Origin of the sequence: Streptomyces piniterrae, assembly GCF_005048155.1 — a bacterium.
In the GTDB taxonomy this organism is placed as follows: domain Bacteria; phylum Actinomycetota; class Actinomycetes; order Streptomycetales; family Streptomycetaceae; genus Streptomyces; species Streptomyces piniterrae.
The window spans coordinates 80,776-104,472 of sequence record NZ_SUMB01000010.1 but is presented as its reverse complement, the minus strand read 5'-3'; the positions used below and the strand labels follow the sequence as shown (position 1 = coordinate 104,472).

Genomic DNA, 23,697 nt, shown 5'->3' with positions numbered 1-23,697 from the left:
CAGCTGCCGTCACGCCTCACGGGGCCGGTACGTGGCACCGGCGCCCTCGGCCTCCGCCTCCTCGGCCTTCTCCTCGACCGTCGCCCGCACCGCCTGCCGGTCCTGCGGCGCCATGGACCGCCAGCTGTCCCGCATCCCGGAAATGCCGTCGGTCAGCGCCCGATACCCGGACGGGTCGTCGAGCACGTCCTTCAGCTCCAGCCGACCACCGAGCATCTTGCGCGCGAGGTCCTGGAGAGCGGGCGGGGCGGACGGATTGTTCCGCAGGGCCCGCAGGGACTTGGTGAGGTGCTCGTTCTGCTCCTCCGCGAGGTCCCGCTCCTCGACGGGGTAGTCGCGGTCGCCGGGGGCGGTGAAGTTGCCGCTGTTGCTCATGGGGTGGGAATTCCTCTCAGCCGAAGGCGTCGCGCGCGCGGTCGGCCTCGGCCTGGCCGCTTTCGGTGGTGGGGGCAGGGGGCGGGGTGGGGGTGGCGGACCGTGAGGTCGTACCGCTCGCCGGGGTTGCCGCAGAAGCCGCCCCGTCGGATCCGCTGCCGGAGGAGGACGTGCTCCCGGAACCGCCCTCGGACGACGACGTGCTCCCGGAACCACTCTCCGACGAGGAGGACGAGGAGCCGGACTCGCCGCCGGAGGTGCCGCCTTCGCCCGTACCACTGCCCTCGGACGCCGGTGTCTTGTCCTTCGTGGCGATGCCGGCGACCTCGACGAGCCCCGCGGCCTGCTCCTGCTGCCCCTCCCAGATCTTCTTGCCGCCCTCGGCGAAATCGCCCTGCGCGACCTGCCCCACTCCCTGGGCCATGTGGTAGGCGCCGGTGCCGACCTTGCCGATGTCCTTGACCTTGTCGCCGGCGCCCTTGATGCCCCAGCCGTCTTCCTCGAACTCCACGAGGGGCTTCGCCCCCGCCTTCACCGCTTCGCTGACGGAGACCCCGTCCTTCGCCCCGAAGTGGTTCTGGATCCCCTGCGAGACGAGGTTCTGCCCGATCCCCTTGGCCGCGTCCGTGCCGACGGACTTGAGCAGCTCCAGCGCCATCTCCTTGGCGCTCCGCACCACCTTCTTCTGGATGGCCTCGGTGATGGCTTGGATGATCTTCTGCTTCGCCTCGGTGATGATCCTGCGGACGATGACCCGGGTCGTCGCCGTGGCCGCGACCGCCCCGGCTTCCGAGGCGCCGAGTGTGACCGGTGCGGCGGCCTGTGCCATCGCCAACTCGATGGCCAGCGCGATCAGTTGGGCAATCACCGCGATCTTCATCACCATGACGATCGTGGCCACCACCTGGAGCACGATGGCGAGCACCTCCGCGGCGTCGGCCGCGTCGTCGAGGTAGCCGTCGCCCGCGAACTTCTTCCAGGTGTTGTCGAACGCCTCGATCGCCTCACCGGAGTTGGCGCCGTGCACCGCGTTCGCGGCCGTCGTGCCCTCCGCCTGGTACTGGCGAACGGTGGCGGCGAAGCTACTCCAGGCCTCGGCCGCCTCCCGCATCTTGTCCTCGTCGACATTGGGCCACTGAAAGCCCAGCAGATCGAGGATCCAGTCGACCTCCGTAGGAAGCATGATGGTGGCGATGGTGAGTCACTCCCCCGAGCGGCGCAGGTGCGCCGGCGTGTTGGACGTGTGTGGGGCGGGCGGGCTGAACTGGGTGGCGTCAGTTCGCGATTTCGGGGCGGCTTGCCGCGTATTTCGCGAGGTGATCGTGCTGCTCCTGCTCGGTGGCGTCGTAGTGCGCGCCCATCGCCTCGAGCTTGCTGCCGATCTTGGAGAGCTCCTCCCCGAGATGGGGCATCGACTCGCAGATCCCCTCGGCCACCGGCCCGTAGAAGTCGTTGAAGGTGCCGACGAAGTCGTCCTTCCCCCACGCCTCACCGGGATCGCCGCCGACGGCGGCCTTCAGCTTCTTGGCGGCCTCGCTGAAGCCGGAGCCGATATCTCCGAAGACGCCGCCCTGCGTCTTGAGTACTGCCGGATCCACGTCGTAGCCGGAGCCTGCCACGAGTTCCCCTCAATCTTCGCGGTGACGGATCAAATAAATCTCATGGCGTACGGTATCCGACGTTCGCAACAACCGGAAAACGGAAGAGCAGTGAAGATCTTTTTCGTTTTTGCTGCACTTCATCTTCACGACGAGCCACGGCGGCGTCGATGATCTCGCCAGGAGCCGGGAAGGAAACATTCACTGTGCCCCAATTTCCCTCCGTATCCACCCTGAAGCAGGCATGGGGGCGATTCCTCGGCCTGGTCGGCATATTGCTCGGCTTGGCGCTCAGTGCGTGTTTCCTGTGGATGGGGCTGACCCAGACAGGCGTCATGGGTACGCCGGGCACGTTCACCGTCGAGGAGTGCCACCTCGTCACGCATCACAGCACGTCCAAACGCGGCACTCAATCGACCACCGACTACACCTGCAAGGGAGCATTCCGCTCCGACGACGGCAAGGTGGTTGACCCCGCTACCCAGTTGAGCGGTTTGACGAAGAGTCACCCGAAGGGATTCACCTTCGCGACCCAGCGCAGCGGCAATGACGTCCTTATGCAGGACAGCCGAAGCGGAACGGTGAAATTCATCGTCGCCTTCGCTTTTCTCCTCATCGACGCCTTTGGGTACTTCTTGTGGGTCACGCACCTCGACAAGAACAAAACCATGCGGGAGAGCTGGCGCTCCATCAAGGGCACGCCGGCTCGCGCGATCATGATCGGTGCCGCGTCAATAGCGCTCGTCGGAATGGCCGCCAGCGCAGTCTGTGCCCTCACGCTCGCCGGCTGAGCCGGACGGCGACGCCACAGGCCCCGATCCCCACGAAGGACAAGAACCGCCATGTCCAACTCTCCGCACATGTCCGGCAAGACGCCTTTGAAGACGCTATGCGGCCACTTTTTCTTCCTTGCTGTGGCTCTGGTGCTTTTCGTCGTTTGCTTCACCAAAGGGCTGACCGCAGCGGGACTCACGGGCACGCACGGGACCTTCACCGTCGAGGAATGCTTCCGGGAAAGCACAAGTCACCGCTCCACGGCCTCCGACGATTACCAATGTGAGGGCACCTTCCGCTCGGACGACGGGAAGGTCGTGGACGACAAGGCGTCCTTGGGCAGCCTCAACACCTCGTACGACCCGGGCTTCGAACTCGCGACCCAGGGGCACAACGACAGCACCGTTCTCAGCGTCCTGTCCGCTGCGACCTACACCGTCGCCGGTCGCGAGGCGGCCACAGCCAACTTCTCCACCGGCTTCGCCTTCCTCCTCTTCATCATCCCCCTGCAGCTCTTCTCCTGGCTCAGGCGCTTCGACGAACCCACTCGCACCATCCCCCAGCAGTGGGCGGCCTGGCGTGCGACCGCCGGCACCCGGACCCGCAAGATCGTGCTCGGCGCCGCCGCGGCGGCCCTCTTCGGGATGATCGTCGTCGGCCCGGTCCTCGGCTTCGCCCTGACCGCCGGCAGTTGAGCCGGGCCCTGTTGCGCAAAAGGGCGGGGCCGTCGGCATGACGGCCCCGCCCTCCACGTGTGCGGTACTCAGAAGCCGGCCGGCTCCGTGTAGACCCCCCACTCGTCGCGCAGCACCCCGCAGATCTCGCCCAGCGTCGCCTCGGCGCGCACGGCCTCCAGCATCGGCTCGATCATGTTGCCGCCGTTGCGGGCCGCGGTGAGCATCGCGTCCAGGGAGGCACGCACCGCCGCGTCGTCACGGGCCGCCTTGCGGTCCGCGAGCACCCGCACCTGGTCCCGTTCGACCTCATGGCTGACCCGGAGGATCTCCAGGTCGCCGGTGACCGAACCGTGGTGGCAGTTGACGCCGACGACCTTCTTCTCGCCCTTCTCCAGGGCCTGCTGGTACTGGAACGCGGACTCGGCGATCTCGCCGGTGAACCAGCCGTCCTCGATGCCGCGCAGGATCCCGGAGGTCATCGGCCCGATCGGGTGCGCACCGTTCGGCACCGCGCGTGCCCCGCGCTCCCTTATCTGCTCGAAGATCTTCTCGGCGTCCGCCTCGATGCGGTCGGTCAGCGCCTCGATGAACCACGAACCGCCCAGCGGGTCCGCGACATTGGCGACGCCGGTCTCCTCCATCAGCACCTGCTGTGTGCGCAGCGCGATCTCGGCGGCCTGCTCGCTGGGCAGCGCCAGCGTCTCGTCCAGGGCGTTGGTGTGCAGGGAGTTGGTGCCGCCGAGGACGGCCGCCAGCGCCTCGACCGCCGTGCGGACGACATTGTTGTACGGCTGCTGAGCGGTCAGCGAGACGCCCGCGGTCTGGGTGTGGAACCGCAGCCACTGCGCCTTCTCGCTGGTCGCGCCGTACACGTCGCGCATCCAGCGGGCCCAGATCCGGCGTGCGGCACGGAACTTGGCGATCTCCTCGAAGAAGTCGAGATGCGCGTCGAAGAAGAAGGACAGGCCCGGTGCGAAGGTGTTGACGTCCAGGCCGCGGGAGAGCCCCAGCTCCACGTACCCGAAGCCGTCGGCGAGCGTGTACGCCAGCTCCTGCGCGGCCGTCGCCCCCGCCTCGCGGATGTGATAGCCGGACACGGAGAGCGGCTTGTACGCGGGGATGCCCTTCGCGCAGTGCTCCATGAGGTCGCCGATCAGCCGCAGATGGGGCTCCGGCTGGAACAGCCACTCCTTCTGGGCGATGTACTCCTTGAAGATGTCCGTCTGCAGGGTGCCGTTGAGGACGCCCGGGTCGACGCCCTGGCGCTCGGCGGCGACGAGATACATGCAGAAGACGGGTACGGCGGGGCCGCTGATCGTCATCGACGTCGTGACATCGCCGAGCGGGATGTCCTTGAAGAGGACCTCCATGTCGGCGGCGGAGTCGATGGCGACGCCGCAGTGGCCGACCTCGCCGAGCGAACGCGGGTCGTCGGAGTCCCGCCCCATCAGGGTCGGCATGTCGAACGCGACGGACAGGCCGCCACCGCCGGCCTTCAGGATCATCTTGTAGCGCTCGTTGGTCTGCTCGGCGTTGCCGAAGCCCGCGAACTGCCGGATGGTCCAGGTCCGGCCCCGGTAGCCGGTGGGATAGAGGCCGCGCGTGAAGGGGTACTCGCCCGGCCAGCCGATCCGCTCGAAGCCCTCGACCGAGTCGCCGGGGCGCGGGCCGTACGCGGGCTCGACGGGATCGCCCGACAGCGTGGTGAAGTCCGCGTCCCGCTTGCGGGCGGAGTCGTACCTGGCCTGCCAGCGACGGCGGCCCTCATCGATCGCGTCAGCGTCCATACCTTCGAATTTACTAGGACGTCCTAGTAATTGTCGATGGGAGAGCCGCCACAGGGCGCCTGTGGCGGCTTCGCTACGCCTTGACCGGCTCCGGCGCCGCGTCCGCGACCAGCGGCTCGACCTCGCGGACGACCTTGCGCTCGACGAAGAACGCCGCGGTCGGAATGGTGCCCGAGACGAGGACCCACAGCAGCTTGCCGAACGGCCACTTCGCCTTGGAGCCGAGGTCGAACGCGAAGATCAGGTAGACGATGTAGAGCACGCCGTGGACCTGGGAGACGACCAGGGTCAGATCCTTGCCCGTGTCGAAGCCGTACTTGGCCACCATGCAGGCGCACAGGATGAGGAGCATGACTGCGGTGACGTAAGCCATCACCCGGTAGCGGGTCAGCACGCTGGATTTCATGGATACGAGCGTAACCGCCCGGAAAATCCCCGCGGACGCGGGGAGCACGCGATCACCCGGCAGCGGGTGAGGACTCTTCGCGGACCATCCCCGCATACGCAGGGCACAAGCGCGCTGACCCTCAGGAATCGTAAGCCGCGCCCTCAGCCCTTGTCCTCGAAATCCTCCGCCGCCACCCGCAGCGGCCGCAGCATCGCGAAGATCTCCCCGCACTCCTCCGCGTCGTACACCCCGAGGCCGAAATCCATCGCCATCAGGTCGCGGGTGGCCGCGTCGCAGACCTCGCGGCCCTTGTCGGTGATGGAGGCGAGCGTGCCCCGCCCGTCGTTCGGGTTCGGCCGCTTGGCGACCAGACCGGACTTGACCAGGCGGTCGACCGTGTTGGTCACCGACGTCGGGTGCACCATCAGCCGCTCGCCGATCTTCGACATCGGCAGCTCACCGGCCTTGGAGAAGGTCAGCAGCACCAGCGCCTCGTAGCGCGCGAAGGTGAGTCCGTACGGCTTGACCACCGCGTCCACCTCGCCCAGCAGAATCTGGTGGGCCCGCATGATCGAGGTGATCGCGGCCATGGAGGGCACGGCGCCCCATCTCTGCTGCCACAGTTCGTCGGCGCGCGCGATGGGATCGAAAGCAAGGCTGAGCGGCTTCGGCACGCATCCGACCCTACCCGGCGGTCATATTGTGGTCAGCCCTGTCTCAGGTTTCGGGCGCGGAGACGGGGCCATGAGGTCACGGCCGGTCTCCTCCCGTGCGCCGTACCTCGGCGATCACCGCCAGTACGCACACCGCGCCCACGACTCCCCCGGCCGGCATCACCACCCGGAGGGGCGCGAACTCGGCGGCCGCCCCGGCCAGCCCCATCGCCAGCCCCATGATCGTCATGCGTCCCGCCTGCATCACCGTCATGGCCTGTCCCAGCAGCTCCTCGGGGACCGCGGCGACGAACCACCGGTCCACGCCGAAGTTGTACGAGATCCCGGTGCCGGTCAGCACCAGCAGCAGCACGGCCCAGCCCAGCGAGGGCCGCACGGCGAACCCCAGGGACGGGACGACGGCGAAGACGCCCATGGGGTAGGTGAGCCGGGCGCGGGCGTCAGGGCCCAGGAGGGAGCCGACCAGGGTCTCGGCGACGACCGCCCCGACGGGCATGGCGCACAGCAGCAGTCCCAGGCCGGCTGTGCCGGTGCCCAGGAGGTCGGAGTAGGGGATCAGCAGCGACTCCGGGACGACGACGAACGCCGGTGGCAGCCAGGTCAGCAGCAGCAGCGCCCGGATCCGGCGGTCGGCGAGCAGTCGGCGGGTGCCGGCCAGCGAGGCGCCCAGCAGCGCGCCACGGGCCGCGTCGCGCGCCGGGCGGACGACGGTGCCCAGGCGCAGCAGCAGCGCCGAGCCGAGGAACGTGCCGGCGGTGAGGGCGAGCACCGCGCCGGGTGTCACGACGGCCAGCAGCAGGCCCCCGGCGGCGAATCCGGCGAGCTGCGCGCTCTGGTTGACGATGCGGATCACCGAGCGGCCCAGCACGAAGAGATCGCCCTCGCCGAGGATCTCGCCGAGCGTCGCGGCGCGCGTACCGGCGAAGACCGGCGCGATGGCGGCGATCGCGCAGCGCAGCGCGAGCAGCACCGCGACCGGGGTGTGCGGCAGCACCATGCCGGCCGCGGCGAGCGCGCACAGCAGGTCGCAGACGACCAGTACACGGCGGGCCGGGTAGCGGTCGGCGACGGCCGACAGCAGGGTGCCGCCGACGACGTACGGGAGCAGGCCCAGCGCGAAGGTCAGCGCGCTCAGCAGCGGCGAGGCGGTGATCTTGAAGACCAGGAAGGAGAGCGCGATCTCGCAGACGACCACGCCGAGGGAGGAGAGGAGGTGTGCGGCGAAGACGTACCGGAACTCGCGGACGGCGAAGACGGCGCGGTAGCCGGCCGGGGCGGGGCGCTGGTCCGGCGCCGCGACGGGGCACGGGGCGTCGGCGGGCGTGCCGTCCGCATCGGGGCGTGCTGGGGTGCGGCCCGGCTGCGCGGGCCCGGAGGGCGAGGGCATGGCGGCAGCGTGCCGGGCCGGTGACCCGCGCCGTAGTCTTTCGGCCGGAGCCGAATCCTGGGGAGGGGAGGGGCCGGCCATGCCGCTGGACCTGCATTTCGGGGCCGACGATCTGCTGCGTATCCGGTTCGCGATCTCGCCGCTGTGCGAGACCCACGAGGCGGTACGGACCCTGCGGCGCGCAGACCGGCACGGCTACCACCTGCCGTGGCTGCGGCGGATGCGGGAGACGCTGGCCGGGCTCGATCTCTCGCCGCTGTGGCTGTTCATGCCGTCGCCGCCACCCGGGTACACACCGGATTTTCTGGGCCCCCCGCCGGACGTCCCGCTGGCCGGTTTCGACGAGGAGCTGGCGCGGCTGCGTGCGACCGATCCGGCCCTGGCGCGCGCCGAGATGGTGAAGTCGCTGGCCGGGAGGCCGGAGGCGGCGGGTTCGGCGCGTGCCCGTGCGGCGCTGGCGGACCCGGCTCGGGCCGTCCGGGAGCTGGCCGATGTCACCGAGCGGGCCTGGCACGCGCTGCTCGCCCCGGACTGGCCGCGACTGCGCGCGCTGCTGGAGGCCGAAATCGCCTACCGTTCAGGGCAGTTGGCGGGTGGCGGGCTGCAGCGGCTGTTCGCCGATCTGCACCCGGGGATCTCCTGGTCCGGTGACACGCTCACCGTCCGCACCCGTACCGACTTCGTCCAGATGCAGGATCTGGACGGGCGCGGGGTGCTGCTGTTGCCGAGCGTCTTCGTATGGCCGGACGTGGTGAGTGGTTTCGAGCCACCGTGGCAGCCGACCGTCATCTACCCGGCGCGCGGCATCGGCGGGCTGTGGCACGAGCCGGAGACCGGCGCGGCGCTGGCACGGCTGCTGGGCCCGAACCGGGCCGCGGTGCTGGCCGCCCTCGCCGCGCCGTCCTCGACCTCGGCGCTCGCGCACCGCCTGGGCCTGGCCGCCTCGTCCGTCTCGGCGCATCTGTCCGTGCTGCGCGACGCCGGGCTGCTGGCCTCGCGCCGGCACGGCCATCAGGTGCTGTACGAGCGGACACCGCTGGGGATCGCGCTGGCGGCGGGCGGTTAGCCGGGGGGCGGCGGGGGCCGCCGCCCCGGTCAGCCCGCTGCGAGGTGGCGTTCGACCGTCTCGACCTTCGACGTCAGACCGTCCGTGACGCCGGGCCGGATGTCGGCCTTCAGGACGAGCGAGACGCGGCCCGCGCGGGCCTCCACGGCGGCGACGGCGCGCTTGACGACGTCCATCACCTCGTCCCACTCGCCCTCGATGGAGGTGAACATCGCGTCCGTGCGGTTGGGCAGCCCGGACTCGCGGACGACCCGGACCGCGTCGGCGACGTATTCGCCGACGTCCTCGCCGACGCCCAGGGGGCTCACGGAGAAGGCGACGATCATGCGTTGACCGTGCCTTCGCGGCGCGCGCGGGCGGCGATCACGCCGGCCTCCTCCTCGCGCTTGAGGACCCGGTCGCCGTACAGCCCGCCGAAGGGCAGGATCGCGAGCACGAAGAAGAAGGCGACGCGCTTGAAGGGCCACTTGGTGCGGTTCCACACGTCCAGCAGCAGCACCACGTAGGTGATGAACAGCAGGCCGTGGATCAGGCCGAGCGGCATGACCAGGGAGTCGTAGTCGAAGGCGAGCCGGAATCCGGTGCCGAAGATCAGCAGCGCCGGAAAGGAGATCGCCTCCGGGATGGATGCCAGGCGCAGTCGGTGCAGGGCAGCGGCGGTCTTGATGTCCACGGAAACCTCGTTCGGGCGGCATGGGAGGCGGCAACATGCTTGTGCAAGAGTTCACAAGCCTCGCCCCATTGTTACAGCCGCCCCGGCGATCACCGCGTCGGGGGCATATCGGGGAGAACCCGGAGGCAGGTCAGGGGCGAAGGACCTGCCTCGCACGGCTCCGGCCGACTACCGTCTGACCCGTGGCTCAGTTTCGGCTCCAGGGGAGCAAGGTGCTCGCTGTCGATATGACAGGCACCACAGGTGAGGCCGTCAAGGCGAAAAACGGCGCGATGGTCGCGTACGACGGCCAGATGTCGTTCAAGAAGATGACCGGTGGCGGCGAGGGCCTGCGCGGCATGGTCACCCGCCGGCTCACCGGCGAGCAGATGGCCGTGATGGAGGTGAAGGGGCAGGGCACCTGCTATTTCGCCGACCGCGCGAGCGAGATCAACCTGGTGCGGTTGCAGGGCGAGAAGCTCTACGTCGAGGCGAGCAATCTGCTGTGCACGGACGCGGCGCTGCACACCGGCACCACCTTCACCGGGCTGCGCGGCGCCTCACAGGGCAACGGCCTGTTCACCACCACCGTCGAGGGCAGCGGCCAGGCCGCGATCACCTCCGCCGGGCCCGCGGTGGTGCTGCGGGTCACCAAACAGTCCCCGCTCCAGGTCGACCCGGGTGCCTATGTGGCGCACACCGGCGACCTCAAGCAGCACTTCCAGTCCGGGGTCAACTTCCGTACGTTCATGGGCGAGGGCTCCGGCGAGGCGTTCCAGATCCGGTTCGAGGGCGAGGGCCTGGTGTACGTCCAGCCCAGCGAGCGCGACACCGTGGGCGGTGAGGTCTGATGCCGTTCACGGTCCTCAACTCCCGCATGGTGGAGGCCCGGATCGCCCCGGGCACGCGGATGTTCAGCCAGCGCGGCGCGATGCTCGCCTACCGCGGCGAGGTCTCCTTCACCCCGAACATCCAGGGCGGCCAGGGCGGCATCGGCTCGATGATCGGCCGCCGGATCGCCGGCGAGGCCACGCCCCTGATGACGGTGGAGGGCAGCGGCACCGTCATGTTCGGCCACGGCGGCCACCACGTCCATGTCGTCGACCTGACGGGCGAGACGCTGTACGTCGAGGCCGACCGGCTGCTGGCGTTCGACGGCTCGCTCCAGCAGGGCACGATGTTCATGGGCTCGCAGGGCGGCGTGATGGGCATGGTGCGCGGCCAGGTCACCGGACAGGGCCTGTTCACCACCACCCTCAAGGGCCATGGCGCGGCCGCGGTGATGGCCCACGGCGGCGTCATCGAGCTGCCGATCACACCGCAGCGCCCGGTCCATGTCGACCCGCAGGCGTACGTCGCGCACCGCGGCGAGGTCCGCAACAAACTGTCCACCGCCCTCGGCTGGCGCGACATGGTCGGCCGCGGCTCGGGCGAGGCGTTCCAGCTGGAGCTGTCCGGCCAGGGCACCGTCTACGTACAGGCGTCGGAGGAGAAGCTGTGACCGGTCCCGTCGTCCATGACGTCCAGACGCTCCCGGCCGATGACAACGTCAATCCCTACGCCTTCAGCGTGGACCTCAACGGCCAGTGGTTCCTGCAGAAGGGGAAGATGATCGCCTACTACGGGCGGATCGACTTCCACGGCATCGGGCACGGCCACCTCGACCGGCTGATCGCCGGATCGTTCCATTCGCCATTGCACGCCGCGGACTGGGTCGTCGCCGAGGGCCAGGGCAAGATGCTCCTCGCTGACCGTGCCTTCGACGTGAATTCCTATGATCTGGATGAGGGCAACCTCACTATTCGCTCAGGCAACTTGCTCGCCTTTCAGCCATCTCTGTCGCTGAAGCAGTCGATCATTCCGGGGTTTCTGACCCTCATCGGTACGGGCAAGTTCGTGGCCGCCTCCAACGGCCCGGTGGTCTTCGTCGAACCTCCCGTCAGGGTCGACCCGCAGGCCCTGGTCGGCTGGGCCGACTGCCCCTCCCCGTGCCATCACTACGACCATCAGTACCTGCGCGGATTCCTGGGCGGGCTGCGGGCGCACACCGGCATCGGCGGAGCCTCCGGCGAGGAGCACCAGTTCGAGTTCGTCGGCGCCGGAACGGTCCTGCTGCAATCCACGGAGCAGCTGATGCCGGAGCTGGCGACCGGCACGGTGCCGGACGAGGCGGGCGTGCCGGGCGGGGGCGGCCATGCTCAGCAAAGTGGCTCACAACTGCCCCAGCTGCCCGGAAACCTCGGGGGCCTCCAACGCCGCTTCGGGCTGTGAGCGGTAGTCTGCGGACGGTGACCTCGAACGTCTGACCAACACCCGGCACCGGAGCCCGGCCGAGGTTCACCGTCCCCCTCGCGCGTTAATTCATATTTCAACTTTACGGGTAGAATTCATCCATGACGACCGACAGCGACACCCCCTGGCTGACCGACCAGGAGCAGCGTGCCTGGCGCACTCATCTGGACGTCAGCCGGCTGCTGATGCACCAGTTGGAGCGCGACCTCCAGCCGTTCGGGCTGACCAACAACGACTACGAGATCCTGGTCAACCTCTCCGAGGCCGAGGACCGCCGGCTGCGGATGAGCGACCTGGCGACCAGCACCCTGCAGTCCAAGAGCCGTCTCTCGCACCAGATCACCCGCATGGAGAACGCCGGTCTGGTCCGCCGCGAAAGCTGCGAGTCGGACCGCCGCGGCCTGTACGCCGTCCTGACCGAAGAGGGCTGGGACACCATGCGCCGGGTCGCCCCGCACCACGTCGAGTCCGTGCGCAAGCACTTCATCGACCTCTTCGCCACGGAGGACCTGGAGGCGCTCCGCAGCGCCCTCACCCCGGTGGCCGAGCACCTCCGGGAGACCCGCGGCAGCCTCTGACGGCCCGCCGCGGCCCCGGGCGCGGGGGCCGCGGCGCCACCTGCCGGGCGAGCACCCGGCGCCACCCGACGACCCCGCCGGCCACCCGCCTCAGCCGGCCTCTTCTCGGCCGCGGGCCAACGGCAACCGCAGCTCGAAGACCGACCCCTCCCGTACGGCCAGCGAGCCGCCGTGCCGCACCGCGACATCCCGCGCGATGGCCAGCCCCAGACCGGCCCCGCCGTCGTCCCGGGCCCGCGCGTCGTCGAGCCGGACGAACCGCTCGAAGATCCGCTCCCGCTCCGCCTCCGGCACGCCGGGCCCGTCGTCGTCGACCCGCAGCACCGCCCACGCCCCCTCGCGCGCGACCGCCACCCGCACCGACGCCTCGGCATGCCGCTGCGCGTTGTCCAGCAGATTGCCCAGCACCCGCGCCAACTGACTACGGGACCCGGCCACTTCGCCGCCGGCCAGCTTCCCCACCTGCACCGGAATCCGGTCCGTGACCCGCTGAGAGCTCTCCTCCCGCACCAGCGCCGCCAGATCGACCCGGGCCTCCGAGGGACGCTCCCCCGCGTCCAGCCGGGCCAGCAGCAGCAGGTCGGCGGCCAGCCGCTGGAGCCGTACGGTGTCCTGCACCGCGCCCGGCACATCCAGCAACTCCGGGTGCGCCACGCCCACTTCCAGCTGGGTGCGCAGGCTCGCGATCGGGCTGCGCAGTTCGTGCGAGGCGTCCGCGACGAACCGCCGCTGCCGCTCCACGGACTTCTCCAGGGCCGCCAGCGTCTCGTTCGTGGTACGCGCCAGCCGGCCGATCTCGTCCTTCGACGACGGCACCGGCACCCGCCGGCTCAGATCGGTGCTCGCGGTGATCGCGGCCATCTCGCCGCGGATGCCCTCCACCGGCCGCAGCGCCCGCCGGGTCACCAGCCAGGTCACCCCGGCCACCACGACGAGCAGCAGCGGCAGCCCGACGAGCATGGCGTTGCGCACCGTGGCCACGGCGTCCTGCTGCGGAGCCAGCGGCGCGCCGGCCCGTACCGTGGCCTTCGCCCCGCGGGTGTCCTCGGCCTCGATCGACGCGAACCGGTAGTCGGCGACCTTGCCGTCGACGGTCGCGGTGCCGTCCCAGGAGCGCACCTCGTCGTCGACCTCACCGGGCTTCGGCCCACTGACGTCGTCGTCATCCTCGTCGTCGTCCGGCGCATCGGGCACGGGGCCGGACTGCCCGCCCGACGTGCCGACCGGTTTCCCGTCCACCGCGCCCACGTCCTCACCGGCCGCCAGCACCCGCCCGTCCTCGCCGACGACCACCACCGGGTGTTCGTCACCGTCGGGCAGGTCCAGCTTGCCGTAGGCCGTGCCCGTGGCGATCTGCGAGGCGACCTCGCGCGCCGTGACCTGGGCCTCCAGTTCGGCCTGATCGTGGAGATTGCGGCTCAGCACCAGCAGCACCGCGGTCCCGGCCGCGATCAGCGCCAGCGCCACCACCAGCGTCGCCCCGGCGGCCGCCCTGGCCCGTACGGAGCCCAGCACCCTAGCCACCGGTCACCAGCCGGTATCCCGCGCCGCGCACCGTCGCGATGCTGCCGGCGCCGAGCTTGCGGCGCAGCGCGCTCACATACACCTCGATGATGTTGAGATCGCCCTCGTAGGCGAAGTCCCAGACATGGTCCAGGATCTCCGCCTTGGAGACGACGTCCCCGGCCCGCAGCGCCAGCTGCTCCAGAACGGCGAACTCCTTGGCGGTCAGCGCCACTTCCGCACCGTCCCGCTCGACCTTGCGCGAGCCCTGGTCGACGGTGAGCGAGCCCACCCGCAGCACCGGCTGGGCGGTTCGGCCGCGCCGCCGCAGCAGCGCCTTGACCCGCGCCACCAGCACCACGTACGAGAACGGCTTGGTCAGATAGTCGTCGGCGCCGGTGTCCAGGCCCTCGGCCTCGTCGTACTCGCCGTCCTTCGCGGTCAGCATCAGGATCGGCACGTCATGGCCCGCCGCCCGGAGCGCGCCGCACACGCGGTACCCGTTCATGCCGGGCAGCATGATGTCCAGCACGATCAGGTCGTACACGCCCTCACTCGCCTGGTGCAGTCCCTCCAGACCGTCGTGCACCACATCGACCGCGTATCCCTCGGCCATCAGGCCCTTGGCCAGCGACAGGGCCAGCCGCTTCTCGTCCTCCACGATCAACAGACGCATGCGCCCACCATGCCAGGCCCTACCTGAAGAGCCTTTCAGGTGGCTTCAGGTCCCCTTCAGCTTGCTCCGGGCACATTGATCTCACAGCCGATCACCGGGAGAAGACATGAAGCGCAACATCATCATCGCCACCGCCGCCGCGGCCGCCCTCATCGCCGGGGGCACCGCCACCGCCGTCGCGGTCAACGGCAGCGACGGGCCCGGCAGCACGCAGTCCGGCGCGCAGACGTCGGCCCAGCTCGCGGCGCAGGACGCCGGGGCGCACGGCACGGGCCCGGCCAAGGCCCAGCAGCGGGCACAGCCCCAGGCACAGACCCAGGGGCAGTCCAGCATCCGTGTGCAGGACGACGGACGGGACGACGACGGCCGGGAGGACCTCCGCGAGGCCGCGGCCGCCAAGGTGAGCGCGCCGCAGGCCGCGGCCGCCGCGCTGAAGGCCGTCCCCGGCACCGTGACCGGCCTCGACCTGGACTCGGACCGTCCGGGCCTGGTCTGGGACGCCGATGTGCTGGGCAAGGACGGCAAGTGGCACGAGATCACGCTGGACGCCGGCAACGCCCGGGTGCTGAACCAGCGCGTCGACCACGAGGACGACGACGATCACGCCCGGGAGCGGGCCGCTCTCAAGAACGCCGAGGCCCCCAAGATCACGGCGGCGACCGCGGCCCGCACCGCCGCGGCCCACGGCACCGTGACCTCCGTCGACCTGGACGACGACCACCGGGGCAAGGCCGTCTGGGAGGTCGAGACGGTCACCAAGGACGGCAAGGAGCACAAGTTCCTGGTCGACCCGCAGTCCGGCAAGCTGACCGCCGCCCCCGCACAGGGCGACGACGACGGTGACAACGACGGCGCCGACGACTGAGCGGCGGCCCGCGCGGCCCCTACCGGGGGCTGGGACCAGCGGCTGCGGCCGGGGCTCAGCCCCCGTTCGTCAACCCGTCGACCAGTTCGTCCGCCGCCCGGTACGGATCCGTCTCGCCGGTCACGATCCGGTCGGCGAGCGCGTCCAGCCGCTGGTCACCGCGGAGATCGCCGATCCGCTCGCGCAGCGCGGTGACCGCTATCGTCTCGACCTCGCGGGCCGCGCGGGAGCGCCGGCGCTGTGCCAGCACCCCCCGCTCCTCCATCCAGGCCCGGTGCTTCTCCAGCGCCTCGACGACCTCGTCGATGCCCTCGGCGCGGGCCGCGACCGTCTTGACGATGGGCGGGCGCCAGTCGCCCGGGGACCGCGACTCGCCCAGGCCCAGCATGTGGTTCAGCTCCCGGGCGGTGGCGTCGGCGCCGTCCCGGTCCGCCTTGTTGACGACGTAGACATCGCCGATCTCCAGGATTCCGGCCTTCGCCGCCTGGATGCCGTCGCCCATGCCCGGGGCCAGCAGCACCACGCTGGTGTCGGCCTGCGAGGCGATCTCCACCTCGGACTGCCCGACACCGACCGTCTCGACCAGCACCACGTCACAGCCGGCCGCGTCCAGCACCCGGATGGCCTGCGGCGCGGCCCAGGCCAGGCCGCCCAGATGGCCGCGGGTGGCCATCGAGCGGATGTACACGCCGGGGTCCGAGGCGTGCTCGCTCATCCGCACCCGGTCGCCGAGCAGCGCGCCCCCGGAGAACGGCGAGGACGGGTCGACCGCGAGCACACCGACCCGCCTGCCCGCCTTGCGGTACGCCGTCACCAGCGCGGAGGTGGTGGTGGACTTCCCGACGCCGGGCGAGCCGGTCAGCCCGACCACATAGGCGCCGCCGGTGAGCGGGGCCAGTGCCGCCATCACCTCGCGGAGCTGCGGTGACGCCCCCTCCACGAGGGAGATCAGCCGGGCCACCGCCCTCGGCCGGCCCTGCCGTGCCTGCTCCACCAGCTGCGGGACGTCCACCATCGCTGCGCGTCTCCTTCGTGCTCGGCTGTACGCGTTGGCTGCTCGGCGCGTGCTTACCCGGGACTACTTACCCGGGACGCGGATGATCAGCGCATCGCCCTGACCGCCGCCGCCGCACAGCGCGGCCGCGCCCACCCCGCCGCCCCGGCGCCGCAGCTCCAGCGCGAGGTGCAGCACGATCCGGGCGCCGGACATGCCGATCGGGTGGCCGAGCGCGATCGCACCGCCGTTGACATTCACCTTTTCCGGCGACACCCCGAGGTCCTTCATTGACTGGACCGCGACCGCCGCGAACGCCTCGTTGATCTCGATCAGGTCAAGATCCTCGACGGCCAGGCCGTCCTTCTTCAGGGCGTGGTTGATGGCGTTCGACGGCTGCGACTGGAGCGAGTTGTCCGGGCCCGCGACATTGCCGTGCGCGCCGATCTCGGCGATCCACTCCAGGCCCAGCTCCTCGGCCTTGGCCTTGCTCATCACGACGACGGCGGCGGCACCGTCGGAGATCTGCGAGGAGGTGCCGGCGGTGATCGTGCCGTCCTTGGCGAAGGCCGGCCGCAGCTTGCCGAGCGACTCCGTGGTGGTCTCACCGCGGATGCCCTCGTCCTTGCTGAAGATGACCGGGTCGCCCTTGCGCTGCGGGATCTCGACGGGCGTGATCTCGGCCTCGAACAGCCCGTTCTTCTGCGCCGCGGCGGCCCGCTGGTGGGAGCGCGCGGCGACCTCGTCCTGCTCGGGACGGGCGATACCCAGACGGGTGTTGTGCTTCTCGGTCGACTCGCCCATGGCGACGTTCTCGTACGCGTCGGTGAGGCCGTCGTGGGCCATCGCGTCGAGCATCTGCACCGCGCCGTACTTGAAGCCGTCACGGGACTTGGGCAGCAGGTGCGGCGCGTTGGTCATGGACTCCTGGCCGCCCGCGACGACCACCTCGAACTCCCCGGCCCGGATCAGCTGGTCGGCCAGCGCGATCGCGTCGAGGCCCGAGAGACAGACCTTGTTCACGGTGAGCGCGGGGACGTTCATGGGGATACCGGCCTTGACGGCGGCCTGGCGGGCCGGGATCTGCCCGGCGCCGGCCTGCAGGACCTGCCCCATGATCACGTACTCGACCTGGTCGCCGCCGATGCCCGCGCGGTCCAGCGCCGCCTTGATGGCCACACCGCCCAGATCGGCCCCGGAGAAGGTCCGCAGGGATCCCAGGAGCCGGCCCATGGGGGTGCGCGCCCCCGCCACGATCACTGAGGTGGTGCTGTTCGTACCGTTCTTTGCAGACATGCGGTGCGGCCTTCCTTTGCACGGAAGTTAACGAGGGTTCCCGTCAATGTACTGAGCAGTACGCTCCGGGTCACCGGCAAGCGGGTGTGATGGCGCGCACGTTGCGTAACCGGCCGTGCGGGCGGTGCACTGGAGCCATGCTGACGCGAATCGACCACATCGGGATCGCCTGTTTCGACCTTGACAGGACCGTCGAGTTCTACCGTGCCACGTACGGCTTCGAGGTGTTCCACTCCGAGGTCAACGAGGAGCAGGGCGTCCGGGAAGCCATGCTCAAGATCAATGAAACCTCGGACGGCGGCGCCTCCTATCTCCAGCTGCTGGAGCCCACCCGCGAGGACTCCGCGGTCGGCAAGTGGCTTGCCAAGAACGGCGAGGGCGTCCACCACATCGCCTTCGGCACCGCGGACGTAGACAGTGCTGCCGGCGACATCCGAAGCAAGGGCGTGAGGGTCCTCTACGACGAGCCGAGGATCGGTTCGATGGGCTCCCGGATCACCTTCCTGCACCCCAAGGACTGCCACGGAGTGCTCACCGAACTCGTCACCTCCGCACCCCCCGCCCCGACGGACCACTGACCTTCGCGTTCCCCGGCCGGTAGAGTGCAGCCTCGGCCGGGGTAAGGGAGTGGGGCTCGGTCCATACTCTGCCGATGATCTGACACCATTTCTTCGGAAGGGTCAGCTCCGGAAGCACGGATCCGGTACGACATGACGTGTACGGGACGAGCGCAAGCAGGACGGAGACGGCCGCCACCATGACCAGGGGACGGATGGGACCGCGCAGTGCGGGGCAACGACCGCTACGAGGCTGACGACCACCTCTCGCAGTTCGAAGCCGAGATGGAGCGGCTGAAGACCGAGCGGGACAAGGCCGTCCAGCACGCCGACGACCTCGGCTACCAGGTCGAGGTGCTGCGCGCCAAGCTGCATGAGGCGCGCCGCAACCTCGCGACCCGCCCTGCCTACGACAACATCAGTCACCAGGCCGAACAGCTGCTGCGCAATGCGCAGATCCAGGCGGACCAGCTGCGCTCGGACGCCGAGCGCGAGCTGCGCGAGGCCAGGGCGCAGACCCAGCGGCTGCTCCAGGAGCAGGCCGAGCGGCAGTCCCGGCTGGAGGCCGAGCTGCACGCCGAGGCGGTCACCCGCCGGCAGCGGCTGGACGAGGAGCTCAACGAGCGCCGGCAGACCGTCGAGTCGCACGTCAACGAGAACGTCGCCTGGGCCGAGCAGCTCAGGGCCCGTACGGAGTCCCAGGCCCGCCGCCTGATGGAGGAGTCCCGGGCGGAGGCCGAGCAGGCGCTGTCCGCCGCGCGCGCCGAGGCGCAGCGGCTGGCCGAGCGGGCCCGGGAGCGGCTGGGCACCGAGGCGGCCGAGGCCCGCGCCGAAGCGGAAAGCATCCTGCGCCGGGCGCGTACCGACGCCGAGCGGCTGCTGACCGCCGCCTCCAACCAGGCCCAGGAGGCCACCGACCAGGCCGAGCAGCTGCGCACCAGCGCCGGCACCGAGTCGGAGGACGCGCGCCGGCAGGCCGCCGAGCTGACGCGGGCCGCCGAGGCCCGGGTCCAGGAGGCCGACACGGCGCTGCGCGAGGCGCGCGCCGCGGCGGAGAAGCTGGTCGAGGAGGCCCAACAGACCGCCACGAAGCGGCTGTCGGCCACCGAATCGGACAACGAACAACGCACCCGTACCGCCAAGGCCGAGATCGCCCGGCTGGTCAGCGAGGCCACCAAGGAAAGCGACGCGGCCAAGGCCGAGGCCGAGCAGCTGCGGGCGGACGCCCGTGCGGAGGCCGAGCGGCTGGTCGCCGAGGCGCAGGAGACCGCGCGCGCCAAGTCGGCGGAGGACTCCGCGGCGCAGCTGGCGAAGGCCGCGCGGACCGCTGAGGAGATGCTGACCAAGGCGTCGGAGGACGCCAAGGCCACCACCAAGGCCGCCGCGGAGGAGGCCGAACGGCTGCGCAAGGACGCCGAGTCCGAGGCGGACCGGCTGCGCGAGCAGGCGCATGACACGGCCGCCCAGCTCAAGGGCGCGGCCAAGGACGACACCAAGGAGTACCGCGCCAAGACCGTCGAGCTCCAGGAGGAGGCACGGCGACTGCGCGGCGAGGCGGAGCAGCTGCGGGCGGACGCGGTCGCCGAGGGCGAGCGGATCCGCAGCGAGGCCCGCCGGGAGGCCGTCCAGCAGATCGAGGAGGCGGCCGGCACCGCCGAGGAGCTGCTGGGCAAGGCCAAGGCCGACGCGGAGGAGACCCGTTCGGGTGCTGTCGCGGAGAGCGAGCGGGTGCGCACGGAGGCCATCGAGCGCGCCACCGCGCTGCGCCGGCAGGCCGAGGACGCGCTGGAGCGGGCCCGTGGCGAGGCCGAGCAGCTGCTGCTGGAGGGCACCCAGGCCGCCGAGGAGCTGACGTCCGAGGCGGAGAAGAGCGCCCGACAGCTGCGCGCGGAGGCCGAACAGGCCGCCGACGAGCGGCGGACGGAGGCGCAGGCCGAGCTGGACCGGCTGCACACCGAGGCCGAGGACAGGGTCACCGCCGCCGAGGAGTCACTGCGCGAGGCCCGCGCTGAGGCCGAGCAGCTGCGCCGCGAGACCCAGGAGGAGGCGGCCCGGCTCAAGGCGGAGGCCGCGGAGCGGCTGCGGACGATGCAGCAGCAGGCCGAGGACGAGGCCGAGCGGCTGCGCGCGGAGGCCGCCTCGGACGCCTCGGCGGCGCGCTCCGAGGGCGAGTCGGTCGCCGTACGGCTGCGCAGCGAGGCGGCGGCCGAGGCGGAGCGGCTGAAGGCGGAGGCGCAGGAGACCGCGGACCGGGTGCGCGCGGAGGCGGCGGCCGCCGCGGAGCGCACCGGCACGGAGGCGGCGCAGGCGCTGGCCGAGGCCCAGGAGGAGGCCGCACGGCGGCGCCGGGAGGCCGAGCAGCTGCTGGGCGAGGCCCGCGAGGAGGCCCACCAGGAGCGCACCGCGGCGCGCGAGCAGAGCGAGGAGTTGCTGGCGTCGGCCCGTACGCGGGTGAGCGAGGCGCAGGCGGAGGCCGAGCGGCTGGTCGAGGACGCGGACCGGCGCGCGGGCGAGCTGGTGGCGGCGGCCGAGCAGACCGCGCAGCAGGTGCGGGACGCCGTGGCCGGGCTGCACGAGCAGGCCGACGCGGAGATCGCCGGGCTGCGTTCGGCGGCCGAACACGCCGCGGAGCGCACCAAGTCGGAGGCGCAGGCGGAGGCCGACCGGGTCCGCTCGGACGCGTACGACGAGCGCGAGCGGGCCTCGCAGGACGCCACGCGGGTGCGGCGCGAGTCGCAGGAGGCGTCGGACGCCGCGAAGGCTCTGGCGGAGCGGACCGTCACGGAGGCCATCCAGGAGGCCGAGCGGCTGCGGACCGAGGCGGCCGGCGTCCTCGACGAGGCGCGCCGGGACGCCAACACGGCGCGGACCGAGGCCGCCGAGCAGGCCGACCGGCTGGTGTCGGAGGCGACCGCCCAGGCGGAGAAGCTGGTCGCGGACGCCACGGCGAAGGCGCAGCAGCTGCGTACCGACGCGTCCGACGCGCTGGCGTCCGGCGAGCAGGACGCGGCGCGGGCCCGTGCCGAGGCGCGCGACGACGCCAACCGGATGCGCTCGGACGCCGCGGAGCAGGCCGACCGGCTGATCGCCGAGGCCCGTTCGGAGGCCGAACGGATCGTCACCGAGGCCACCGAGCTGACGTCTTCGGCGCAGGACGACGCGGACCGTACGGTGCGCGAGGCCCAGCAGGCCGCCGACCGGCTGCGGGCGGACGGCGAGCAGCAGGCGCGCACCCTGGTCGCGGAGGCGACGGAGACCGCCGAGCGGCTGCGGGCCGAGGCCGCCGAGACGCTGGAGAGCGCGCGTACGGATGCGGAGCGCACCGGCGACGAGGCGCGCAAGGCGGCCAACAAGACGCGGTCGGACGCCGCGCAGCAGGCCGACGAGCTGATGTCGGAGGCCGCGACCGAGGCCGAGCGGCTGCGGACCGAGGCCGCCGAGACGACGGCGGACGCCGAGCGGGACGCGGACCGTACCCGGGCCGAGGCCCGCGAGCAGGGCGACGAGCTGATCGCGTCGGCCACCACCGAGGCGGAGCGGCTGCGGGCCGAGGCGGCCGAGACGGTCGCCTCCGCGCAGGAGCACGCCACCCGGACCCGCGGCGAGTCCGCGAAGGTCAAGGAGGACGCCGAGGCCGAGGCCGAGCGGCTGCGCACGGAGGCTCAGCAGGAGGCGGACCGCCTTCTGGACGAGGCCCGCAAGGACGCCGCCAAGCGCCGCGGGGACGCCGCGGAACAGGCCGACCAGCTCATCGCCAAGGCTCAGGAGGAGGCGCTCAAGGCGGCCACCAACGCCGAGGAGCAGGCCGACACCATGGTCGCGGCGGCCCGCAAGGAGGCCGACCGGATCGTCACCGAGGCGACATCCGACGGCAACGCCCGCGTGGAGAAGGCCCGCGCGGACGCGAATACGCTGCTGGGCGAGGCCCGCGGCGACGCGACGGCCATCAGGGAGCGCGCGGAGGAGCTGCGGGTGCGGATCGAGGCGGAGGTCGAGGAGTTGCACGACCGGGCCCGCCGGGAGTCCGCTGAGACGATGAAGAACGCCGGCGAGCGCGTAGACAAGCTCATCTCGCAGGCCACCGCCCAGCGGGTGGAGGCCGAGGAGAAGGCCGAGCAGCTGGTGTCCGACGCGAACAGCGAGGCGAGCAAGGTCCGGATCGCCGCGGTCAGGAAGGCCGAGGGGCTGATCAAGGAAGCCGAGAACAAGAAGGCCCAGGCCGACCGCGACGCGGAGCGGATGCGCTCCGAGGCCGAGGCGGAGGCCGCCCGGATCATCGCCGAGGGCAAGCGCGAGCTGGAGGTCCTGGTGCGCCGGCGCGAGGACATCAACACCGAAATCTCCCGCGTCCAGGACGTTCTGGAAGCGCTGGAATCGTTCGAAACGCCAACGGGGGGCGCGGAAGGTAAGAACGGGGGCGTCAAAGCCGCCGCGGGCGCGGGTGTAACTCGTTCGAGTGGCAAGCAGTCTGAGGGGTAGCCACTCGAATGAGGGGTCATTCTCCAGATCAATCGGGCATTGACTCGATGACACGCCGTAGTGACCCCTAGGATTCCCCTTATCACCTCACCGGTCTCTTTCGACAGGAACCCCATGAGCGACACTTCCTCCCCCTTCGGTTTCGAGCTCGTGCGGCGTGGGTACGACCGCGGTCAGGTCGACGACCGCATTACGAAGCTCGTCGCCGACCGCGACAGCGCACTGGCCCGTATCACCTCGCTGGAAAAGCGCATCGAGGAACTCCACCTCGAGACGCAGAATGCCCAGGCCCAGGTCAATGACGCCGAGCCGTCCTACGCGGGCCTCGGTGCGCGCGTCGAGAAGATCCTCCGTCTCGCCGAGGAGGAGGCCAAGGACCTGCGCGAGGAGGCCCGTCGGGCCGCCGAGCAGCACCGCGAGCTGGCCGAGTCCGCCGCCCAGCAGGTCCGTAACGACGCCGAGCAGTTCGCCGCCGAGCGCAAGGCGAAGGCGGAGGACGAGGGCGCCCGGATCGTCGAGAAGGCCAAGGGCGAGGCGTCCACGCTGCGCGCCGAGGCGCAGAAGGACGCGCAGTCCAAGCGCGAGGAGGCCGACTCCCTCTTCGAGGAGACCCGCGCCAAGGCCGCGCAGGCCGCCGCCGACTTCGAGACGAACCTCGCCAAGCGCCGCGAGCAGTCCGAGCGCGACCTGGCCTCGCGTCAGGCCAAGGCGGAGAAGCGTTTGGCCGAGATCGAGCACCGCGCCGAGCAGCTCCGCCTGGAGGCCGAGAAGCTGCGTACGGACGCCGAGCGCCGGGCCCGCCAGACGGTGGAGACCGCGCAGCGCCAGGCCGAGGACATCGTGGCCGACGCCAATGCCAAGGCCGACCGGATCCGCAGCGAATCCGAGCGCGAGCTGGCGGCGCTGACCAACCGCCGCGACTCCATCAACGCGCAGCTGACCAACGTCCGCGAGATGCTGGCGACGCTGACCGGTGCGGCCGTGGCCGCGGCCGGCGCCCCCGGCGCGGACGACGAGCCGATCTCCCGGGGTGTCCCCGCCCAGCAGTCCCGCTGACCCTCAGCAGGCCTCACAGAGCA

24 protein-coding genes are annotated in these 23,697 nt (G+C 71.1%); 11 read left to right on the top strand and 13 right to left on the bottom strand.

The window, feature by feature from the left end; translation table 11 throughout:
• Nucleotides 1-9: 9 nt before the first annotated feature.
• The 3 genes from FCH28_RS26395 to FCH28_RS26385 form a co-directional block, all read right to left on the bottom strand.
• Entirely contained in the window at nt 10-375 is a 366-nt protein-coding gene (locus FCH28_RS26395; RefSeq protein WP_136742656.1) for a hypothetical protein, read from the bottom strand.
• Nucleotides 376-391: 16 nt separating this feature from the next.
• Entirely contained in the window at nt 392-1,558 is a 1,167-nt protein-coding gene (locus FCH28_RS26390; protein ID WP_136742655.1) for a WXG100-like domain-containing protein, read from the bottom strand.
• A gap of 91 nt (nt 1,559-1,649) precedes the next feature.
• Nucleotides 1,650-1,994, bottom strand: coding sequence for a hypothetical protein (locus tag FCH28_RS26385; RefSeq protein WP_136742654.1), 345 nt, complete (start codon nt 1,992-1,994; stop codon nt 1,650-1,652).
• Between the two features lie 185 nt (nt 1,995-2,179).
• Here FCH28_RS26385 and FCH28_RS26380 point away from each other — a divergent pair, with 185 nt between their 5' ends.
• Both FCH28_RS26380 and FCH28_RS26375 read left to right on the top strand, forming a co-directional pair.
• The gene (locus tag FCH28_RS26380; protein WP_136742653.1) at nt 2,180-2,764 is read left to right on the top strand and encodes a hypothetical protein; all 585 of its coding nucleotides are present in this window, start codon (nt 2,180-2,182) and stop codon (nt 2,762-2,764) included.
• A gap of 132 nt (nt 2,765-2,896) precedes the next feature.
• Nucleotides 2,897-3,442, top strand: coding sequence for a hypothetical protein (locus FCH28_RS26375; RefSeq protein ID WP_136742652.1), 546 nt, complete (start codon nt 2,897-2,899; stop codon nt 3,440-3,442).
• 68 nt (nt 3,443-3,510) lie between these two features.
• Here FCH28_RS26375 and icmA read toward each other — a convergent pair whose 3' ends face one another.
• From icmA to FCH28_RS26355, 4 genes are all read right to left on the bottom strand, one after another.
• Entirely contained in the window at nt 3,511-5,211 is a 1,701-nt protein-coding gene (icmA, locus tag FCH28_RS26370) for a coenzyme B12-dependent isobutyryl-CoA mutase large subunit (protein ID WP_136742651.1), read from the bottom strand.
• Nucleotides 5,212-5,284: 73 nt separating this feature from the next.
• Nucleotides 5,285-5,617, bottom strand: a complete 333-nt coding sequence (locus tag FCH28_RS26365) for a DUF3817 domain-containing protein (protein WP_136742650.1) — start codon at nt 5,615-5,617, stop codon at nt 5,285-5,287.
• Between the two features lie 143 nt (nt 5,618-5,760).
• Nucleotides 5,761-6,273 (bottom strand): MarR family winged helix-turn-helix transcriptional regulator, encoded by a 513-nt coding sequence (locus FCH28_RS26360; protein ID WP_136742649.1) that lies wholly within the window; start codon nt 6,271-6,273, stop codon nt 5,761-5,763.
• A gap of 76 nt (nt 6,274-6,349) precedes the next feature.
• A complete protein-coding gene (locus FCH28_RS26355) occupies nt 6,350-7,660 on the bottom strand; it encodes an MFS transporter (protein ID WP_136742648.1) in 1,311 nt (436 codons plus the stop codon).
• 79 nt (nt 7,661-7,739) lie between these two features.
• On the opposite strand from FCH28_RS26355, the gene FCH28_RS26350 reads away from it, so the two are divergent.
• Nucleotides 7,740-8,726 (top strand): ArsR/SmtB family transcription factor, encoded by a 987-nt coding sequence (locus tag FCH28_RS26350; RefSeq protein ID WP_136742647.1) that lies wholly within the window; start codon nt 7,740-7,742, stop codon nt 8,724-8,726.
• A 29-nt stretch (nt 8,727-8,755) separates the two neighbouring features.
• Here FCH28_RS26350 and FCH28_RS26345 read toward each other — a convergent pair whose 3' ends face one another.
• The gene (locus FCH28_RS26345) at nt 8,756-9,052 is read right to left on the bottom strand and encodes an MTH1187 family thiamine-binding protein (RefSeq protein WP_136742646.1); all 297 of its coding nucleotides are present in this window, start codon (nt 9,050-9,052) and stop codon (nt 8,756-8,758) included.
• A complete protein-coding gene (locus tag FCH28_RS26340) occupies nt 9,049-9,399 on the bottom strand; it encodes a DUF3817 domain-containing protein (protein WP_136742645.1) in 351 nt (116 codons plus the stop codon). The genes FCH28_RS26345 and FCH28_RS26340 overlap by 4 nt, the downstream gene beginning before the upstream one ends.
• A gap of 182 nt (nt 9,400-9,581) precedes the next feature.
• Between FCH28_RS26340 and FCH28_RS26335 the strand changes: the two genes are divergently transcribed.
• The 4 genes from FCH28_RS26335 to FCH28_RS26320 all read left to right on the top strand — a co-directional run bounded on the left by FCH28_RS26335 (nt 9,582) and on the right by FCH28_RS26320 (nt 12,248).
• Nucleotides 9,582-10,229 (top strand): AIM24 family protein, encoded by a 648-nt coding sequence (locus FCH28_RS26335; protein WP_136742644.1) that lies wholly within the window; start codon nt 9,582-9,584, stop codon nt 10,227-10,229.
• Entirely contained in the window at nt 10,229-10,879 is a 651-nt protein-coding gene (locus FCH28_RS26330; RefSeq protein ID WP_136742643.1) for an AIM24 family protein, read from the top strand. Before FCH28_RS26335 ends, FCH28_RS26330 begins: the two co-directional genes overlap by 1 nt.
• On the top strand, nt 10,876-11,649 hold the full coding sequence (locus tag FCH28_RS26325; RefSeq protein ID WP_136742642.1) for an AIM24 family protein: 774 nt from the start codon (nt 10,876-10,878) through the stop codon (nt 11,647-11,649). The genes FCH28_RS26330 and FCH28_RS26325 overlap by 4 nt, the downstream gene beginning before the upstream one ends.
• A gap of 122 nt (nt 11,650-11,771) precedes the next feature.
• Nucleotides 11,772-12,248: a MarR family winged helix-turn-helix transcriptional regulator gene (locus tag FCH28_RS26320; protein ID WP_136742641.1), complete on the top strand. Its 477-nt coding sequence runs from the start codon at nt 11,772-11,774 to the stop codon at nt 12,246-12,248.
• Nucleotides 12,249-12,338: 90 nt separating this feature from the next.
• On the opposite strand, the gene FCH28_RS26315 is transcribed toward FCH28_RS26320, so the two are convergent.
• Nucleotides 12,339-13,760 (bottom strand): sensor histidine kinase, encoded by a 1,422-nt coding sequence (locus FCH28_RS26315; RefSeq protein ID WP_136742860.1) that lies wholly within the window; start codon nt 13,758-13,760, stop codon nt 12,339-12,341.
• A 4-nt stretch (nt 13,761-13,764) separates the two neighbouring features.
• Entirely contained in the window at nt 13,765-14,427 is a 663-nt protein-coding gene (locus FCH28_RS26310) for a response regulator transcription factor (RefSeq protein WP_136742640.1), read from the bottom strand.
• A 106-nt stretch (nt 14,428-14,533) separates the two neighbouring features.
• On the opposite strand from FCH28_RS26310, the gene FCH28_RS26305 reads away from it, so the two are divergent.
• Nucleotides 14,534-15,292 carry a PepSY domain-containing protein gene (locus FCH28_RS26305; RefSeq protein ID WP_136742639.1) on the top strand — a complete coding sequence of 253 codons (759 nt, stop codon included), beginning with the start codon at nt 14,534-14,536 and terminating at the stop codon, nt 15,290-15,292.
• 55 nt (nt 15,293-15,347) lie between these two features.
• Here the strand turns inward: FCH28_RS26305 and meaB are convergent, their stop codons facing one another.
• Both meaB and FCH28_RS26295 read right to left on the bottom strand, forming a co-directional pair.
• Nucleotides 15,348-16,307, bottom strand: a complete 960-nt coding sequence (meaB, locus tag FCH28_RS26300) for a methylmalonyl Co-A mutase-associated GTPase MeaB (protein WP_136742638.1) — start codon at nt 16,305-16,307, stop codon at nt 15,348-15,350.
• A 63-nt stretch (nt 16,308-16,370) separates the two neighbouring features.
• Entirely contained in the window at nt 16,371-17,546 is a 1,176-nt protein-coding gene (locus FCH28_RS26295; RefSeq protein ID WP_136742859.1) for an acetyl-CoA C-acetyltransferase, read from the bottom strand.
• 173 nt (nt 17,547-17,719) lie between these two features.
• Between FCH28_RS26295 and mce the strand changes: the two genes are divergently transcribed.
• The 3 genes from mce to FCH28_RS26280 all read left to right on the top strand — a co-directional run bounded on the left by mce (nt 17,720) and on the right by FCH28_RS26280 (nt 23,674).
• Complete coding sequence (mce, locus tag FCH28_RS26290; RefSeq protein WP_136742637.1) at nt 17,720-18,160, top strand: methylmalonyl-CoA epimerase; 441 nt, start codon at nt 17,720-17,722, stop codon at nt 18,158-18,160.
• 207 nt (nt 18,161-18,367) lie between these two features.
• Nucleotides 18,368-22,618 carry a polarized growth protein Scy gene (scy, locus tag FCH28_RS26285; RefSeq protein WP_136742636.1) on the top strand — a complete coding sequence of 1,417 codons (4,251 nt, stop codon included), beginning with the start codon at nt 18,368-18,370 and terminating at the stop codon, nt 22,616-22,618.
• 114 nt (nt 22,619-22,732) lie between these two features.
• Nucleotides 22,733-23,674 carry a coiled-coil domain-containing protein gene (locus tag FCH28_RS26280; protein WP_136742635.1) on the top strand — a complete coding sequence of 314 codons (942 nt, stop codon included), beginning with the start codon at nt 22,733-22,735 and terminating at the stop codon, nt 23,672-23,674.
• The last annotated feature ends 23 nt before the right edge of the window (nt 23,675-23,697 follow it).